Annotated in this window: 13 protein-coding genes and 2 CRISPR repeat arrays (1 of these 15 only partly in view); all 13 genes read left to right on the top strand. The window is 70.7% G+C overall.

The features are described from left to right. Window positions 1-134: 134 nt before the first annotated feature. The 13 genes from Sco07f_RS10965 to cas2e all read left to right on the top strand — a co-directional run bounded on the left by Sco07f_RS10965 (window position 135) and on the right by cas2e (window position 18,116). A complete protein-coding gene (locus Sco07f_RS10965) occupies window positions 135-488 on the top strand; it encodes an ATP-binding protein (RefSeq protein WP_244942032.1) in 354 nt (117 codons plus the stop codon). Window positions 489-717: 229 nt separating this feature from the next. Continuing rightward, window positions 718-894: an FxLD family lanthipeptide gene (gene fxlA / locus Sco07f_RS10960; RefSeq protein ID WP_108987711.1), complete on the top strand. Its 177-nt coding sequence runs from the start codon at window positions 718-720 to the stop codon at window positions 892-894. A gap of 84 nt (window positions 895-978) precedes the next feature. Further along, the gene (locus Sco07f_RS10955) at window positions 979-3,990 is read left to right on the top strand and encodes a lantibiotic dehydratase (RefSeq protein ID WP_108987710.1); all 3,012 of its coding nucleotides are present in this window, start codon (window positions 979-981) and stop codon (window positions 3,988-3,990) included. Then, window positions 3,987-5,129 (top strand): lanthionine synthetase C family protein, encoded by a 1,143-nt coding sequence (locus Sco07f_RS10950; RefSeq protein WP_108987709.1) that lies wholly within the window; start codon window positions 3,987-3,989, stop codon window positions 5,127-5,129. The genes Sco07f_RS10955 and Sco07f_RS10950 overlap by 4 nt, the downstream gene beginning before the upstream one ends. Before the next feature lie 13 nt (window positions 5,130-5,142). Beyond that, the gene (gene fxlM / locus Sco07f_RS10945) at window positions 5,143-6,339 is read left to right on the top strand and encodes a methyltransferase, FxLD system (protein WP_108987708.1); all 1,197 of its coding nucleotides are present in this window, start codon (window positions 5,143-5,145) and stop codon (window positions 6,337-6,339) included. Window positions 6,340-6,462: 123 nt separating this feature from the next. Beyond that, window positions 6,463-8,443: a CRISPR direct-repeat array (repeat unit 29 nt; unit sequence GGGACCATCCCCGCGGGTGCGGGGAGCAG). Between the two features lie 210 nt (window positions 8,444-8,653). After that, window positions 8,654-11,581 (top strand): CRISPR-associated helicase Cas3', encoded by a 2,928-nt coding sequence (gene cas3 / locus Sco07f_RS40100; RefSeq protein WP_167468067.1) that lies wholly within the window; start codon window positions 8,654-8,656, stop codon window positions 11,579-11,581. Next, complete coding sequence (gene casA / locus Sco07f_RS40095) at window positions 11,565-13,361, top strand: type I-E CRISPR-associated protein Cse1/CasA (RefSeq protein ID WP_174855335.1); 1,797 nt, start codon at window positions 11,565-11,567, stop codon at window positions 13,359-13,361. The genes cas3 and casA overlap by 17 nt, the downstream gene beginning before the upstream one ends. Next, on the top strand, window positions 13,358-14,071 hold the full coding sequence (gene casB / locus Sco07f_RS10935) for a type I-E CRISPR-associated protein Cse2/CasB (protein WP_108987707.1): 714 nt from the start codon (window positions 13,358-13,360) through the stop codon (window positions 14,069-14,071). Before casA ends, casB begins: the two co-directional genes overlap by 4 nt. Further along, window positions 14,068-15,264, top strand: coding sequence for a type I-E CRISPR-associated protein Cas7/Cse4/CasC (cas7e, locus tag Sco07f_RS10930; RefSeq protein ID WP_108987706.1), 1,197 nt, complete (start codon window positions 14,068-14,070; stop codon window positions 15,262-15,264). Before casB ends, cas7e begins: the two co-directional genes overlap by 4 nt. Next, entirely contained in the window at window positions 15,261-16,004 is a 744-nt protein-coding gene (gene cas5e, locus Sco07f_RS10925; RefSeq protein WP_108987705.1) for a type I-E CRISPR-associated protein Cas5/CasD, read from the top strand. Before cas7e ends, cas5e begins: the two co-directional genes overlap by 4 nt. Continuing rightward, entirely contained in the window at window positions 16,004-16,792 is a 789-nt protein-coding gene (gene cas6e, locus Sco07f_RS10920; protein WP_108987704.1) for a type I-E CRISPR-associated protein Cas6/Cse3/CasE, read from the top strand. The genes cas5e and cas6e overlap by 1 nt, the downstream gene beginning before the upstream one ends. Further along, window positions 16,789-17,757 (top strand): type I-E CRISPR-associated endonuclease Cas1e, encoded by a 969-nt coding sequence (gene cas1e, locus Sco07f_RS10915; RefSeq protein WP_108987703.1) that lies wholly within the window; start codon window positions 16,789-16,791, stop codon window positions 17,755-17,757. The genes cas6e and cas1e overlap by 4 nt, the downstream gene beginning before the upstream one ends. Further along, window positions 17,754-18,116 carry a type I-E CRISPR-associated endoribonuclease Cas2e gene (gene cas2e / locus Sco07f_RS10910; RefSeq protein WP_108987702.1) on the top strand — a complete coding sequence of 121 codons (363 nt, stop codon included), beginning with the start codon at window positions 17,754-17,756 and terminating at the stop codon, window positions 18,114-18,116. Before cas1e ends, cas2e begins: the two co-directional genes overlap by 4 nt. Before the next feature lie 92 nt (window positions 18,117-18,208). After that, window positions 18,209-18,355: a CRISPR direct-repeat array (repeat unit 29 nt; unit sequence CTGCTCCCCGCACCCGCGGGGATGGCCCC); it runs 1,041 nt beyond the window's last position.

The raw sequence follows: 18,355 nt of genomic DNA, 5'->3' as shown, positions 1-18,355 counted from the left end.
GGCCTGCCGGAGCAACAACAGCGGTCCGAACGCAACGCGCAGCCCCGCCTGTCGACGGGGAAGTGATGAACGAGCGGATCGTTGTGGCCCCTCACCGCCGTAACGGCATGCCCCGCCGACGAGATGCGGCGCAAATGGGCGTGCTGCGTCGGATCACCGCCGCCAAGCTCAGGCACCGCGGGCTCGACGCGCTGATCGACGACGTCCTGCTCATTTCCTCCGAACTACTGACGAACGCCCTGCTGCACAGCGGGACGACGGAGATCATGCTGAACCTCGCCGTCCGGGGCGGATGCCTTCGCATCACTGTCATCGACGGCATGCCGGGTCGAGCGGAGCGCAGGAAGGTCGACGACGAGGCCGAGACAGGGCGCGGGCTGGGACTCGTTGAGGTCCTGGCCGAGCAGAGCGGCGGCACCTGGGGCACCAGCGAGGACGGCTCGGCGACCTGGTGCAGCCTTCGCGTACCCGCCGGGCAGAGACAGTGATACCGCCGGACAGCAGGCCGGCGCATAGCCGGCCATGCCCAGCACCGTCCTGGGCCCTGCCCGCCGGACCGGACGGCGTGGGCCAGGCCGCGGATCCGACCTCACTCCCCTGTGCCAAGCAGTGCCCCAGTTGCAGGCTGCACCCGCACGGCATGGCAGCCCGCACCTGGGGGCCTGAGATCCCCCGTCCCCGCCCGTGCCAGGGCGGACCTACTACCAAGGAGCATCAATGTCGATCCCGACCTACCAGCCTGCACAGCCGGCCGACGCCGTTGCCGAGCCCGTGCCCGTCGAGGAGTGGGAGCTGGACACCACCGTCACCCGGGCTCCGACTCCGATCGTCGAGGCATGCGGCACCGGTGACGGCTGCGCCAAGACCTGCGCCTCGTCCTGCGCGTCCAGCTGACGCCCATGCCCCTTGCGGCGGTGCGGGGATACCTTCCCGCGCCCGCACCGCCGTACCGAAGCACCGCCCACCGAGGAATCGCCGATGACGACGCGCTCCATCTTCCGCAGGCACGGTGACGTCCTGGTCCTGCGTGCCGCTGTTCTGCCGGTGCGGGCCCGCCCGGACGACTGGCCCGATGTCGATTCGCCCGACAGTTGCCGCGAGTGGCTCACCCGGGTCTGGTCCGACGACGCTTTCGTCGTTCCGCTGCGCGCGGCGTCTCCGCGGCTGGCCGGCTTCGTCGAGCGGGTCCTGGACGGCGACGAAGTCCCGCGGAAGCGTGTCCGCAGCGCGACCCTGTCCGTCGCCGGTTACCTTCTGCGGGCATCGGCCCGAGCGACGCCCTTCGGTCTCTTCGCCGGTGTGGCGCTCGCCGACGTCGGGCCGGTGTCCGCGAACCTCGGTACCGGTCACCGGGCCGTGGCGCGCCCTGACACCCTGTGGGTGGATCACGTGCGCCGTACGCTGCAGCGTCGTGCCGACGTGCTTCCGCATCTGACCATCCAGGTGGACACCCTGCCCTTCCGGCGTGGCAACACCATCTGCACACCCCGGCCGGGCGGACGCCTGGCGAGCGCGCCGGTGACCCGCCCCCTGGCAGTCCTCTTGAAGTCAGCGGCCACACCGGCGCCGGGCCGCCGCCTCCTCGATGCGCTGGCCGAGGCGGGCGGCACGCCCGAGCAGGCCGTCCGCCTGATCGGGCAGGCTCTGGAAGACGGGTACCTGACCAGCGATCTCACCGCTCCCATGACGGACGAGGACCCCGCCCGGCACATCGTGTGCACACTGCGGCCGCACGTGGACACGCTCGCCCCGGACACGGTCCGGATCATCGACCGCCTCGGGGAGATGGGACGGGTTCTCGCCCTGCACAATCGGGCTGAAGCCGAGGCGGCCCCCGGACTGCGCGCCCTGGCCGACAAAGGGATGCAGGAGATCGAGCCGGTCGACTGCCGGAGCAGGATCAGCCTGGACCTGTGCGTCGACGCTCAAGTCACCGTGCCGCCCCAGGTCCTGAACGAGGTGGAACATGCCGCGCACGCGCTCGTACGCCTGACCCGGGCTCAGGGGGAATCACCAGCATGGGCTGCCTACCAGACGCAATTCTGGGAGCGCTACGGCGCCGGGACCCTGGTCCCAGTCCGTGACGCTGCCGACCTGGCCGCGGGCATCGGGTTGCCCGCCGACTACCCGATGTCGGTGTGGAGCGAGGCGCCGCTCAGGGTGTTGCCGCGCGACGAACGGCTGGCGGCACGGGCCATGCAGGCGGCCATGACCGGGGAGCGCGAGATCGTCCTCTCGGAGCAGGACATCGACGATCTCGCCGGCAGCGGGCCGGAGCAGCCGACAGCGCCGCACGTGGAGATCGGTTTCAGGATTCGGGCCGTCAGCAGGGAAGCCGTAGGCAGCGGAAACTTCGCACTCGACGTGCGACCGGCGTGGACGGCCGGAGTCCTGTCCGGCCGCTTCGCCTCCGTCCTGGGACGCCGACTGTCGGACTTGTACCGGACACTGCCCACCAGGACCCGAGGGGCCCTGCCCGCACAGCTCTCCTTCGTGCCCGACTTCCCGCACGCCCAGAACGTTTCCCGTATCCCCGCCTTGCTGCCGTACGTCATCCCCGTGGGCGAGACCCGGACGACGTCGAACGGACTCATCGGCATCGACGACCTCGCCGTGCTCTCCACCGGCGAGCATCTGCACCTCGTCAGCATGTCCCGGCGGCGCATCGTCGAGCCGCACGTCCTTCACCCCCTCGCCATGGAGAAGCAGGCTCCTCCGTTGGTCCGGTTCCTGGCCCAACTGGGGCGTGGCTTCACGACGGCGTGGACCGCGTTCGACTGGGGCCCGGTCGCTTCCGCGCTCCCTTATCTGCCGCGTGTCCGCCACCGTCGCACCGTGCTGACCCCGGCGCGGTGGCAGCTGTCTGCCGCGGACTTGCCGGCCGGTCCGTGCGGGCCGGCCTGGCACAAGGCGCTGGACGCATGGGCGGCCACCTGGCGATGCCCCGCACGGGTGCAACTGCTGGACGACGACCGCAGCATGAACGTGGACCGGACCGAACCCCTCCACGCACGCCTCATCCACCAGCACCTTCGCCGCAACACGCACGCGGTGCTCGCCGAGGCCGTGAACGACGACGAACTCGGCTGGTTGGGCCACGCCCACGAGCTCACCGTCCCGCTGGCCACGACCCGCCCGCAGGCGTCGCACCCGAATCTCACCCACGCCCCCGTGGTGACAAATCAAGACCTGGCCCACGCCGGAGACGCTGAGCAGCGGTGGACTCAGGCAAAGGTGTTCACCCACCCCATCGCCATGGACCAGATCCTGACGCTGTGGCTGCCGCGTCTACTCGACGCGCTCGGGACCTCCGACGTGTGGTTCGTGCGGTACAGGTCCTTGCAGGAGACCGACCATCTCCGGATCCGTGTGCCGACCGGTGAACCGGACGGCTGCGAGGCTGCCCTGCGCCTGCGCGCCCTGTCCGACTGGACGAAGCGGCTCACCGAGGACCGCCTCGCCTCGCAGCTCGTGCTCGACGGCTACCGGCCCGAGACCGGCCGCTACGGCACCGGGGCCGCGATGGAGGCGGCCGAGGACGTGTTCGTCGCCGACAGCCTCGTAGCTCGCTACGCTCTCACCGACGTGCCCGCCCTGGAGAAGGAAGCGGTCTGCGCCCTGAACATGGTCGACATGGCGGAGGGGTTCCTCGGCACTGAAGACGGCCGGGCCTGGACGGCACGAACTCCGGCATGGACTCCGGCGCGTGGCACGGTCCGCCTCGACATCACACGGCAGACCGTCGACCAGGTGAAAACCGACCCCTTGCTGAACTCGACGCCCCGCCTCGCCCGGGCCGTCGCCCAGCGGCGGGCCGCGCTGGGGACCTACCGGTCGCAGGCCGACGCGAGCCGTCTGGGGCGGTCCCTCGAATCCCTGCTCCACATGCACCACAACCGGCTGATCGGGCCCGACCGGGACAGTGAGGCGGCGTCCCGCCACGCAGCACGGCAGGCCTGCCGGTCCTTGGTGCTGAGGAGGACCCCATGAACCACGACGACCTCGGCGGCGGCCTCGCCGGAAACGCCCTGTACGAGATGGTGATCGCCCGCGAGCGAGGCGACTGGGCGGCGGCCCATGCCGCGGCGAAGGCGATCAGCTCCCGCCCCGTCGCTGCTCACCCGGCACACGCGAATCTCTACCGAGGCGTACCCGCGGTCGCGTACATCCTGCACACCGCGGGGCACCCGGCCTACGCGCGGTCCCTCGCCAAGCTCGACGCAGAGACGGTCGCGATCGTCACGGACCGCCTGGACGCCGCGCACCGCCGCATGGGCGGCGGACGTCCGCCGCGCCTGCGGGAGTACGACCTGATCAGTGGTCTCACCGGACTCGGCGCGTACCTCCTTCTCCGTGGCCGCGACAACGTCCTCGAGCGCGTGCTGCGCTACCTGGTGCGGCTGATCACCGAGCCTCTCACCGTCGACGGCCACCAGGTCCCCGGATGGTGGGCAGCAACCGACCCGCGCGATGCCGTCGGCACCGGACGGTTCGCGCACGGCCACGCGAACTTCGGGATAGCGCACGGTGTCACCGGCCCGCTCGCCCTCCTCGCCCTGGCCCACCGCACCGGCCACACCGTCGACGGGCAGGACCACGCCCTGGCCGAGGCCATCACCCACCTCACCGCATGGACTCAGCCCTTCGACAACGGCAGCATCGGCTGGCCCGAACTCCTGACCCTGAACGCCTACCGGAAAGGTCCCGAGCCCGGAGCCGCACCGGGCCGGCCCTCGTGGTGCTACGGCACCCCTGGCATCGCGCGTGCCCTGCAACTCGCCGCGTTCGCCCTCCACGACGACGCGGCCCGCCACCTCGCTGAACGTGCAGCATTCCAGTCCGTCACCGACCCCCGGCAGACTGGCCAAATCACAGACGCATCGGTCTGCCACGGCTGGGCCGGGCTCCTCCTGGCCACGGCCCGGATCGCCTCCGACGCCGCGCTCCACGACCTCACCGGCGTACTGCCAACACTGCACGCACGCCTCGACTCCGCCGTGGCGCGCAACGAAGCACCCGAGGACGCCGGTCTACTCACCGGCAACGCCGGCGTCCTCCTCGCCAAGCACACCCTCAACACCGCCCACCCCCTCGCCCAGGGGTGGGAGACGTGCCTCCTCCTCAACTGAAAGCGAAGCGACTGTGAGCCAGACCCCCACCGCCGCCCGACTCCGCAACCGGCTCGTCGACGCCATCCTCAGCGAACGCGCTGTCCCCTCCGACGTGGAGCGAGCCATGCGGACCGTGCCCCGGGACGCGTTCCTGCCAGGCATCGAGCTTGAGAACGCGTACACGGACCAGGCCGTGACCATCAAGGACAACCCCGGCAAGCCCCTCCCGCTGTCCTGCGCATCGGTGCCGTCCGTCGTGGCGATGATGCTTGACCAACTCGGCGCCCGCCCCGGCGACAAGGTCCTCGAAGTCGGTGCCGGTACCGGGTACAACGCCGCCCTTCTCGCCGAACTCACCAGCGGCCGCAATGTCACCACGGTCGACATCGACTCCGACGTCGCCCTGCATGCGCGGTCCACTCTCAACGCCGCCGGCTACGAGAGCGTCACGGTGATCGAGCGCAATGGCCTGCTCGGCGTCCGCGAGAACGCGCCGTACGACCGGATCATCGCCACGGTGGGCGTCTGGGACATCCCGGCCACCTGGTGGGACCAGTTGGTGGACGGCGGACGCCTCGTCCTGCCGCTGCGATGGCGCGGACAGACTCGGTCAGTCGCCCTGACCCGTCACGGGGACGAGCTGGTCTCCGACGGCATGGAGCTGTGCGGCTTCGTTCCGATCATCGGGCAGAACGGCGAGAAGGCGGCTCCCCTCAACGCCGCCGACACGATCCGCGTCCACTACGACCAGGACCAGATGGTCGACGCCAACGCTCTCGCCAACACCCTGACGGCGGACGCACCCGTCGGCCAATTCCTCTCCGCGCAGCGGATCGGCGGTGAGGAGTCGTTCGACGGCGTGTGGCTGCGTGCCACAGCCGACGACAACCGCGTGTGCCGACTCGAAGTCACCCAGGAGGCCATGGAGCAGGACCTTGTCCGCAGGCCTGCCACACCAGGCCGCAGCCCTGTCCTGGTCGAAGACGACTCGCTGGCCTACCTGACCGTAACCCGTGAAGACGTCGACCCGGAGCGCCAATTCCGGCTCGGTGCGGCGGCGTACGGGCCACGCGGCGAGGAGCTGGCCCACGATCTCATCGCCCACATCGACACGTGGGGCGTCGCCCGCCTGGCCGTACCGCAGATGACCATCACTCCCTCCGCAACCCAAGCCGCGCCGGGCCACATGATCAGCAAGCCGGAGAGCCGGGTCACGCTCACCTACTGAGCCGACCCCGACGGCGTCCCCACCTGTATGAACGGGGACACCGCCCGACGAACCTTCATACGTGGAAGTCCCCGCGTCTTGCGGAGAGCAGGTAGCCGACCATGCGACGGCACTGTTCGGCGAGGGACCATCCTCGCGGGCGCGGGGAGCAGGCGTTCGCCGTGCTGCCGTTCGGCCTCGCGTTGGGACCATCCCCGCGGGTGCGGGGAGCAGATCAACATCAACCGCCGGTCCTGGTCCGTGACGGGACCATCCCCGCGGGTGCGGGGAGCAGGGGAGCGCTCCGGTGCGCGGGTCCATGAGGCAGGGACCATCCCCGCGGATACGGGGAGCAGCTCGCCGCACAGCGCCGCATCGACTTCCCCCTGGGACCATCCCCGCGGGTGCGGGGAGCAGTACTTCCGCCTAGCCGGGCATCTTGGCGCGCGGGGACCATCCCCGCGGGTGCGGGGAGCAGCGGGCCAACCCGGTGGGCGTGGCAGGGACGCGGGGACCATCCCCGCGGGTGCGGGGAGCAGGCCGTCGCCGATCCGGACCACCGATCCGCCGAGGGACCATCCCCGCGGGTGCGGGGAGCAGAGTTAGCCGCCCCGGCGCGGTTGGCGCGCGGGGGGACCATCCCCGCGGGTGCGGGGAGCAGATCGAGCAGGCGCCCGCCGCCCAGCTCGACGCGGGACCATCCCCGCGGGTGCGGGGAGCAGGTGGTGCGGGAGTCCACACCGATCGACCCGTCGGGACCATCCCCGCGGGTGCGGGGAGCAGTGGGCGATCTCGCGCCAGTTCAGGTCGTCGTGGGGACCATCCCCGCGGGTGCGGGGAGCAGAGTTAGCCGCCCCGGCGCGGTTGGCGCGCGGGGGGACCATCCCCGCGGGTGCGGGGAGCAGGCCTGAGGTGTGACCGCTCCGGTCACGACGAAGGGACCATCCCCGCGGGTGCGGGGAGCAGTGGACCGCTACCGGCTGCACGCTGACATGGGCGGGACCATCCCCGCGGGTGCGGGGAGCAGTGACCGCGGGCGAGGTGGTCGTGACGCAGGTGGGGACCATCCCCGCGGGTGCGGGGAGCAGGGCAAAAACATCCCGCCCGAGCAGCGGTGGCCGGGACCATCCCCGCGGGTGCGGGGAGCAGACGGCCGGGTACTCGTCGCGGCCGTTGCCGAGGGGACCATCCCCGCTGGTGCGGGGAGCAGGTCGGTGACGTCGGTGACGGTGAGGTCTTGGTGGGACCATCCCCGCGGGTGCGGGGAGCAGTCCGCCTTCAGCGCGTTGGAGACGTTGCGCAGGGGACCATCCCCGCGGGTGCGGGGAGCAGACCAGGCCGGACATGATCCCGTCGATCTCCTCGGGACCATCCCCGCGGGTGCGGGGAGCAGAGACTCGATAGCGCGGGTCTCTGGCCCGCCCCGGGACCATCCCCGCGGGTGCGGGGAGCAGCACGCCGACCAGCTGGCCTACATCCGGGAGACGGGACCATCCCCGCGGGTGCGGGGAGCAGAGGCAGTGTCGTCTGGGCACGGTCAGCATGCGGGGACCATCCCCGCGGGTGCGGGGAGCAGCGCGAGGACACCCGTCTCTCCCCGGTGGGGACGGGACCATCCCCGCGGGTGCGGGGAGCAGGTGTAGTCGATGGCGCTGCACACGTAGCTGGTGGGACCATCCCCGCGGGTGCGGGGAGCAGGAGTACGCGCTCCCCGACAGCCTTCCGCTCATGGGACCATCCCCGCGGGTGCGGGGAGCAGGAGATCGCCACACCGAACTACCAGGGTGAAATGGGACCATCCCCGCGGGTGCGGGGAGCAGGAAGAAGAAGGCGAGGATCACGGCCCAGATCGAGGACCATCCCCGCGGGTGCGGGGAGCAGGCGTGGCCGATCAGATGCAGGGCGGTGCGGGTGGGACCATCCCCGCGGGTGCGGGGAGCAGGCCTTGGCTGCGACCTTCTGCAGTTCGCTGACGGGACCATCCCCGCGGGTGCGGGGAGCAGACGAGGTGAGAACCGATGGACGCCCTAGTGCAGGGACCATCCCCGCGGGTGCGGGGAGCAGCCCACCGCAGTGGACCGCCACGGCGCGTACCGGGGACCATCCCCGCGGGTGCGGGGAGCAGACTTTTTGACCTGCGAGTTTACGGCCGCGGAGGCGTGTTTTCAGCAACCTTCAAAGATTCCGGCAAACAAGACATGAGGCAACAAGTGGTTCCTTACGCGTGGCCATGGTTAGCCGATCACCCTATGACTAGGAAGTGCCGTCTCTCAATGAATTCTCCTCTTTCCTGGTTCTGGTGGGGTGAGTCGGATTTTCCCTGTATGAATCACTCATGAGTGATGGGGGGAACGCCCGTTCCAGCCTGTTGCGTCGGCTTGGGGAGCCGGCCAGGGTGGTGTGGGCCAAGCATGATCGAACCACCGATGGGTGGCTTCCGCTGTGGCGGCACATGGAGGACAGCGCCGCAGTGGCGGGGCTGTTGTGGGACCGGTGGCTGCCTGTGGGAGTGCGGCGGCTGATAGCTGAGGCGTTGCCTCGGGGGGAGTCGGACGCGCGTGCCCTCGCCGTGTGGCTCGCTGGCGTGCACGACATCGGCAAGGCCACGCCGGCGTTCGCGTGTCAGGTCGACCAGCTCGCCGACGCGATGCGCGGTAAAGGGCTGGAGATGCGTTCGGCGAGGGCCCTGGGACCGGACCGACGGGTCGCGCCACACGGTCTGGCCGGGCAGGTGTTGCTGGGGGAATGGCTGGAGGAACGGCATGGTTGGGCGCCCGCCCGAACTGGGCAGTTCACGGTTGCTGTGGGCGGGCACCACGGTGTGCCGCCCGAGCATGGGCAGATCAAGGCCCTCTACGAGCAAGAGGAGTTACTGCGTACGCCGGGTACGAGCAGCCGCGTCTGGCGGCAGGCGCAGACGGAACTGCTCGATGCCTGTGCCGAGGAGTTCAGTGTGGCCGAACTGCTGGGTGGATGGCACAGGGTCAAGTTGCCGCAGCCGGTCCAGGTGCTGCTCACCGCGCTGGTCATCGTCTCCGACTGGATCGCCAGTAATCCGGACCTCTTCCCGTACTTCCCCGAGGGCGCATCCCATAAGGACGAGGAACGCCTTGCCGGCGCCTGGCAGGGACTGGATCTGCCGGAGCCCTGGCGGGCCGAGGAGCCGGACGGCAGCGCTCGGGAGCTGTTCGCCGCCCGCTTCGACTTGCCCGCTGGAGCCGAGGTACGCCCCGTCCAGGAAGCCGCCTTGGAACTCGCCCGGGAGCTGGAGACGCCCGGGCTGATGATCGTCGAAGCGCCGATGGGCGAAGGGAAGACCGAGGCGGCCCTCGCCGCAGCCGAGGTCTTCGCCGCACGCTCGGGTGCCGGCGGGGTGTTCTTCGCCCTGCCGACCATGGCCACCGGCAATGCGATGTTCCCCCGCCTGCTCGACTGGCTGGACCGGGTACCGGGGGTGGCAGGCTCACGCCGTTCGGTGCACCTGGCCCATTCCAAGGCGGCCCTCAACGAGGACTTCGCCGGCCTGATGGCCCGTACGGGAGGCGTCGCGGCCGTCGACGTGGACGAAGTGGCGCTCGCATCCCGGCCGGGACAGAACGAACAGCGCCGTGCGGGAGCCGAGCTGGTGGCGCATGCCTGGCTGCGCGGCCGTAAGAAGGCCATGCTGGCGTCGTTCGTCGCGGGCACCATCGACCAGCTGCTGTTCGCCGGCCTGAAGAGCCGGCACCTGGTGCTGCGTCACCTTGCCGTGGCCGGGAAGGTCGTCGTCATCGACGAGGCGCACGCCTACGACACCTACATGAGCGTCTACCTGGACCGGGTACTGTCCTGGCTGGGTGCGTACCGGGTTCCGGTCGTGGTGCTGTCCGCGACCCTGCCTGCCTCACGCAGACGCGAGCTCGTAGCGGCGTACTCCGGCTGTGCCGATGCGACCGCTGCTTCTGGGGAGGAGGTCGCGGCGGACGCGTACCCGTTGCTGACCGCCGTAGCTCCGGGCGGCGTTCCGCTGGTCCTGCGCCCGCAGGCGTCGGCCCGATCGACGCGGGTACGGGTCGAGCGACTGGCCGACGGCCTGGACGTCCTCGCCGACCGGCTGGAGGAAGAGCTGATCAACGGTGGGTGTGCTCTGGTGATCCGGAACACCGTCACACGGGTGCTCGAAACGGCTGACGCGCTGCGCGACAGGTTCGGTGCCGAGAACGTGATGGTGGCCCATTCCCGTTTCGTCGACCTCGACCGAGCGGGCAGGGACAAGGAACTGCTCCGCCTCTTCGGGCCCCCGGAGAAGACGGACGGCCGGCCTGCGGGCCGGCACATCGTGGTGGCCAGCCAGGTCGCGGAACAGTCCCTGGACGTCGACTTCGACCTGCTGGTCAGCGACCTGTGCCCGGTCGACCTGCTGCTGCAGCGCATGGGCCGTCTGCACCGCCACCGACGCGGAGCGGAACAGCGGGACCGCCCCGTACGCTTGCGCACCGCGCGTTGTCTGGTGACGGGAGCCGACTGGGACGCGGAGGTGCCCGCACCGGTGCGGGGATCCGTCGCGGTGTACGGGCGGCACGCCCTGCTGCAGTCGGCCGCAGTGCTCCTCCCCCACCTGGACGGCGGGCCCCGGCGGCCGGTGCGCCTCCCGGAGGACATCAGTCCTCTCGTACAGAGCGCGTATGGGGACGAGTCGGTCGGGCCGAACGGCTGGCAGGACGCGATGAAGACGGCGGCTGAGCGGTTCGAGCAGCACCGCGACGACCAGGCCCTGCGCGCCGCAGTCTTCCGTCTGGGGGACGTCGGCAAACCGGGGCGGCCGCTGTTCGGCTGGGTCGGCGCCGGCGTGGGTGACACCGACGACACCCCCACCGGGCGCGCCCAGGTCCGCGACAGCCGGGACAGCTTGGAGGTCGTCGTCGTGCAGCGACGCGGCGACGGCAGCCTCGCCACCCTTCCGTGGCTCGAGCCGGACCGGAAGGGTCGGCAACGGGCAGGCCTCGAGCTGGCGCAGGGCGCGACGCCCACAAGGTTCGCGGCCCGTACGGCCGCGAGCTGCGGACTGCGGCTCCCCCTGCAATTCTCCGGCGAGACCATGGACCTGGCCATCGAGGAGCTGGAACAGCTGTATCTCCCCAACTGGCAGGGTAAAGACAGCCCTTGGCTCGCCGACCAGCTGATTCTCGCTCTCGACGCGGACTGTCAGACCCACCTGGCAGGGTTCGTACTCCGCTACAGCCCAAGTGACGGTCTTGAGGTGACCCGTGACGAAGACGACTGAACCCTCCGGTGCCGGTGTAGAGGGGGGTGAGGTGCTGTCCTTCGATCTGACGAGCCAGCCCTGGATCGGTGTGCTGCGGTGCGACGGGTTCCAGGATGAGCTGTCGCTCCGCCAGGTCTTCGGCCAGGCCGATGGTCTGCGCTGCGTCGTGGGTGAACTGGCCACCCAGGAGTTCTCCTTGCTCCGTCTCCTGTTGGCCGTCGCGCATGACGCACTGGACGGCCCCGGTGGCATCGAGGAGTGGGCGGATCTGTGGGAGGACCCGGACTGCTTCGCTCCGGTCCAGGCGTATCTGGACGGACAGCGTGATCGGTTCGACCTTCTGCATCCGGTCGCGCCGTTCGGGCAGGCGGCCGGGCTGCGTACGGGGAAGGACGAGGTGTTCTCCCTCAACCGGATCGTGGCCGACGTGCCTGCCGGGGAGCCGTTCTTCAGCGCGCGGATGCCGGACGTGCGGCGCCTGTCCTTCGCCGAGGCCGCCCGTTGGGTCGTTCACGTCCACGCGTACGACACCTCCGGCATCAAGTCCGGCATGGTCGGCGACGACCGGGTCAAGGGCGGCAGGGTGTACCCGCTCGGCACCGGCTGGGCGGGAGGCCTGGGTGGCGTCTTCGTGGAGGGTGCCACGCTGCGCGAGACGCTGCTGCTCAATCTGGTGGCGGCAGACACAGAGCTGCTGGAATTCGCCGCCGACGACCGGCCGGCCTGGCGCCGTGAACCCTGCGGACCGGGGTCCGACGGGCGGTCCGCGACCGGTCTGCGCGACTTGTACACCTGGCAGTCGCGCCGGGTGCGTCTGCACCATGATGCGGACGGCGTCCACGGTGTCGTCCTCGGCTACGGCGATCCGCTCGTCTCCCGGAACATGCACCGCGGCGAGCCGATGACTGCGTGGCGGCGCAGCCCTGCGCAGGAGAGGAAGCTGGGACAGTCCCCCGTGTTTCTGCCGCTGGAACACGATCCGGCCCGTGGGGCCTGGCGGGGCATCGCCGCACTCCTCGCCGACCGGCTGGAGAGCACCGGCGGCGCCGAGGGGCCCTCCCGGCTGCGGCCGCGGATCCTCGAATGGGTCGCACGGCTCGTGACCGAAGGCCACCTCTCCCGACGCTTCCTCGTCCGTACCCGGGTGGTGGGTGTCCGGTACGGGACCCAGCAGTCCGTGATCGACGAGGTCGTCGACGACCGCCTGGAGATGCCGGTCGTCCTGCTGCACGCGCAGGACCCTGCCTACGCCGCGCAGGCCATCGCCGCGGCCGAGGACGCCGACCGGGCGGTGCGGATCCTGGGGGACCTCGCGGCCGATCTGGCTCGGGCGCGTGGATCCGAGCAGGAGGGTCCGAAGGACGTTGCCCGTGCTGAGGGATTCGACGCGCTGGACCATGCGTACCGCGGCTGGCTGTCCGGCATGGCGACGGCGACCGACCCGTTCGAGCACCGGCACACGTGGCAGCGTCAAGTGCGGCATACGGTGGGCCGCCTCGGCGACCGTCTCATCTCCGCCGCGGGTGACGCGGCCTGGGAGGGACGGATCCACACCGACCAAAAGGGCGGCACTCACTGGCTGAACGCGGGCCTGGCCGACGTGTGGTTCCGGGGGCGGCTGGCCAAGGCGGTGGGCGACCCCGACTCTCGCGGCGCCTCGGGTTCTTCAAGCCCTTCCCAAGCCCCAGACTCCGGCGGGAAGGGCACCGTTTCGGCGGAGGACGTCCCACCCGGGCCTGGGCCCACCGGTCCGACGGGAACCGAATACGCCGCGATCGATCCGGAGGTGCACGTATGACCGCGTTCGCATCCACGTCCGCCCCACACGCCGCAGTCCCCGTTCAGCAGCAGGTCGCGGACCTCGCCGCCGCGCTCATCGGGTCCTGGCAGGAGGGGTACCTCAAGGACAGGTCCCACGCCGTCGGCGCTCTAGCCCGACTGCGCCGCGGTGCGGGTCGTGAGGCGGGCGAGACACCCGACCTGTGGAGCCTGATCGACACCGGCCCACTCCACACCACGGCCGAAGGAGAACGGCCGCTGGGCGAAGAGGAGCTGGTGTACGCGGAGAACGCGCTGCACGCGGCCCTCACCCTGTGGGCGTTCCACCAGCAGTCGCGCGGCGTTCCCATGCACCGCCGACACACCCGTGAGCGGCCGGGCGGCCTGGGCGCGGCAGTCCGGCGCCTGATGCCGACCGACGGCACCGACGCCCCCGTCCGCAAGCGACTGGTCCGCGCGGGCACTGCCCCCGACCTCCCCACGCTCACCCAGCGGCTGCGCGACATCGTCGCCCTGCTGCGCAGCGCCAAGGCCCCGATCCCGCTCGACTACGCGCTCCTCGCCGGTCAGCTCTACCTCTGGCAGTGCCCCGACGGGCCCGCCGCCGTGCGACGGCGGTGGGGCCGCTCCTTCCACGAGCAGCTGCGAACCCGACCGGACGGCGAACAGAACACCACCCCTGCCTCCGACGAGAACGCCACCCCGGACACCGACAAGGACGCCTCGTGAACCGCATCTTCCTGGACGTGCACGCTCTGCAGACCGTCCCGCCCAGCAACCTCAACCGGGACGACACGGGCGCCCCCAAGACGGCCGTCTACGGCGGAGTCCCGCGCGCCCGTGTCTCGAGCCAGGCGTGGAAGCGTGCCATCCGGACCTGCTTCGCGGACGAGCACCTGCTCGACCCCGCCGAGCTGGGCGTGCGGACGAAGAAGATCGTGGAGCTCCTGGCCGACCGGATCACCGGACTCGACGAGTCCGTCGAACGGGAGACGGCGCTGCAGCTCGCCGACGAGACGGTCAAGGCCGCGGGCTTCAAGACCGAGATCCCCAAGCGAAAGGCCGACCAGGCGAAAAAGGACGGGAGCCCCGCCCCCGCTCCGGAGAGCAAGTACCTGGTCTTCCTCAGCTCTCGGCAGCTGGACGGCTTGGCCCGTCTCGCACTGGAAGGCGCCGCCGACATCACGTCGTTCCTCAGGACCAAGGAGAACAAGGCCCGGGCCAAGGAACTCGCGGACACCCGGCACTCCGTGGACATCGCGCTGTTCGGCCGAATGGTCGCCGATGTCGCCGACATCAACGTCGACGCCGCCGTCCAGGTCGCGCACGCCCTGAGCGTCCACCGCGTCGACAACGAGTCCGACTACTACACGGCCGTCGACGACGAGAACACCGACGAGGAGACCGGCGCCGGAATGATCGGCACCGTCGACTTCAACTCCGCCACGCTCTACCGCTACGCCGCCCTCGGCGTGCACCTGCTCGCCGACAACCTCGGCCAGGGTCTGCGTGAGGAAGAACCACGCACCGAGCCGGTGCGCCGGGCCGTAGAAGCCTTCGTACAGGCCTTCGTGGAGTCCCTCCCCACCGGAAAGATCAACACCTTCGGTCACCACACCGAGCCCGACGCCGTGGTCGTCAAGCTCCGTACCACCCGGCCCATCAGCTACGTCGCCGCCTTCGAGGACCCGGTCCGCAGCGACGGCGGCGGACACCTGCGCGAGGCCGCCGACCGGCTCGCCGCCTACGCCTCGGACGTCGAGCGCGCCTACGGCGACTCCGACACCACCCGCACCTGGGTCCTGCGGGTCGGCCCCGCCACGCGGAAGCTCGCCGACCTCGGCACCGAGACGGGCACGCTGCGGGAGCTGGCCGCCGCCGTCGGACAGGCCGTCACCGAACGGCTGGACAAGCCCGCATGAGCAGCACCGGCGTACTCGTCCTTCGCCTGGCGGGCCCCCTGCAGTCCTGGGGTGCCTCCTCCCGCTTCACCCGCCGCACCACCGAATCCGCACCGACCAAGAGCGGCGTCATCGGCCTGCTCGCCTCGGCAGCCGGCATCGAACGCGGCGACGACACGAACCTGGCTCCCCTGGCAGCACTCCGCTTCGGAGTCCGCATCGACCAGCCCGGCACCCGCATCCGGGACTTCCACACCGCGCACCACGGCGTCACCGGGGCGTCCATGCCGCTGTCCGAGCGGTTCTACCTCGCCGACGCCGTCTTCGTCGCCGCCGTCGAGGGCGACCCGGCACTGCTCACCGGCCTGCACGACGCCCTGCGCGGCCCTGTCTACCTGCCGTATCTCGGCCGGCGTTCGTGTCCGCCCTCCGAACCGGTCGACCTCGGGCGGTACGAGGACACGACACTCGAGACCGCGCTGACAAACGTGCCGTGGCAGGCCTCCGCCTGGTACCGCAGGCGCCACCGGACCCCGCAGTCCCTGACCGTTCTGCACGAGAGGGCCACCGACGGGCCCGCCGAGCCGGCCGACGTCCTGCGCGACCAGCCGGTCAGTTTCGACGCCGCCCACCGGCGGCACGCACTGCGGACCGTCGTCACCACCGCCGTACCCACTCCGATCCCTGCCGGCGGCGGCAGCCCGCAGGGGCCGCACGACCCGTTCGCCGCCCTCGATGCTCTGGAGAATGAGAGCGCCTGATGTTCCTCTCCCGCTTCCGCGTCAACACCGCGCGGCCCGGCGCTCGCCGCCTGCTGTCCTCGCCCCAGGCCATGCACGCGGCGGTCATGTCCTCCTTCCCCCACATCCTGCCTTCGGACAGTCCGGAGCCCGACGCACCGCGCGTGCTGTGGCGCCTGGACCAGCGGGGCCGCGCCGAGGTGCTGCTGTACGTCGTCAGTCCGGACCGTCCCGACCTGACGCATCTGGTCGAGCAGGCCGGATGGCCCGCCGTCGCCGGCCCGGAGGACCCCGGCTGGCAGACGCGCCCGTATGCCCCGCTCCTCGACCGTCTGGCTGTCGGCGACCGCTGGGCGTTCCGCCTGACCGCGAACCCCGTGCACACCGTCCGTCGCAAGGAGGGCGAGCCCCGCAAGCTCACCGCCCACCTCACGCCCGTTCACCAGATGGGCTGGCTGCTCGACGAGGAACGGCAAAAGCGCCTCGGCTTCCGGATCTGCGAGAAGCCGGCAGACCGACGTCTCCTGCCCGAGGGAAACACCCACCAGAAGCGGCCCCACTCCGGCGACCGGTACGAACTGGCCATACGGGACACCCGCTCCCTCGCCTTCGACAAGTCCCACGGCTCCGGCAGCCGCCGCGACAAGCCGGTCACCGTCATCACCGTCACCTTCGAAGGGCGACTGGAGGTCACCGATCCCGCCGCACTGCGCCGCTCCCTCACCCAGGGCATCGGCCGGGCCCGTGCGTACGGCTGCGGCCTCCTCACCCTGGCCCCCCTCACCGAGCCGACACGGCCAACGGCATGAGCACGGTCTCCCAACGCACGGCACTCACGCCACGGCAGCTCACCCGCACCGGCGAACGCCTCTCCTTCGTCTACCTGGAACGCTGCACGGTCCACCGCGACGCCAACGCCATCACGGCACAGGACGCGGAAGGCACCACGCACATCCCGTCGGCGACCATCGGCACGCTCCTTCTCGGCCCCGGAACACGCGTCACCCACCAGGCCATGAGCGTGCTCGGGGAGACCGGTGCGGCGGTCTGCTGGGTCGGCGAGCACGGTGTGCGCTACTACGCCTCAGGCCGCGCTCTCAGTCGCTCCGCCGCTCTCATGGAGGCCCAGGCCCGCCAGTGGGCCAACCAGCGCAGCCGCCTCGCCGTGGCCCGGGCGATGTACCGGCTGCGTTTCCCGGACGAGGACCCCACGGGTCTCACCCGGCACGAACTCCTTGGCCGCGAGGGCAAACGGGTCAAAGACTGCTACCGCACCGAAGCTACCCGCACCGGCGTCCCCTGGCTGGGCCGCCGCTACACCCCCGGCGACTTCACCAGCGGCGACGCCGTCAACCAGGCCATCACCGCAGCCGCCCAGTGCATGTACGGCATCGCCCACGCCGTCGTCACCTCCCTGGGATGCAGCCCGGCCCTCGGCTTCATCCACTCCGGCCACGAACTGTCCTTCGTCCTGGACATCGCCGACCTCTACAAGACGGAAATCGGCATTCCCCTCGCCTTCGACATAGCCGCACAGGACGAGGAGGACACGGTCCCCCGCACCCGCCGCGCGCTACGAGACCGCATCAACGAAACATCCCTCCTGAACCGCTGCGTCGACGACATCAGGCGCCTCCTGCTCCCGGAAGCAGTCGGCTCCAGCGGTTCCGCCGACGACCGGGACGTGGTCACGCTCCAAAGCGATCACGGTCACCAGGTCGCCTCCGGCACCAACTACGACGGCCCCGAGGACTACGGGGACGAGCTCTGGTGACCGTCATCGTCCTTACCAACTGCCCGGCCGGCCTGCGCGGTTTCCTCACACGCTGGCTGATGGAGATCTCCGCCGGGGTATTCGTCGGCAACCCCTCCGCCCGCATCCGCGACGCACTCTGGGAAGAAGTCCAGCAGTACGCGGGCCAGGGCCGCGCCCTGCTGGCCCACACCACGAACAACGAGCAGGGCTTCACCTTCCGCACCCACGACCACGCCTGGCACCCGACCGACCACGAAGGCATCACCCTGATCCGCCGGCCCGACCTCAACGCCCCTTCCCGTGGACCGGCTCCTCAGAACGGGCCACCATCCGGCTGGAGCAGAGCCGCCAAACGCCGACGCTTCGGCAGAGGCTGATGCATATTGAGTAACTTACGGCTGATTTGCCGGGACCAATGAAGATGCTCGAGAACCGCCTCCAGCGTCTATAAAGGTGCAGGTCATCCAGTCTGCTCCCCGCACCCGCGGGGATGGCCCGTGGTCGGCGAGTTTGGTGAGGGCGGCGACGAGCTGCTCCCCGCACCCGCGGGGATGGCCCCGTGAGCACCGCGAGCGGTACCACCGGGCGACGCTGCTCCCCGCACCCGCGGGGATGG

Source organism: Streptomyces coelicoflavus (assembly GCF_003112555.1).
Classification (GTDB): domain Bacteria; phylum Actinomycetota; class Actinomycetes; order Streptomycetales; family Streptomycetaceae; genus Streptomyces; species Streptomyces coelicoflavus.
Note: the sequence above shows the minus strand (reverse complement) of the source record. Positions and strands in the feature narration are given on the sequence as shown.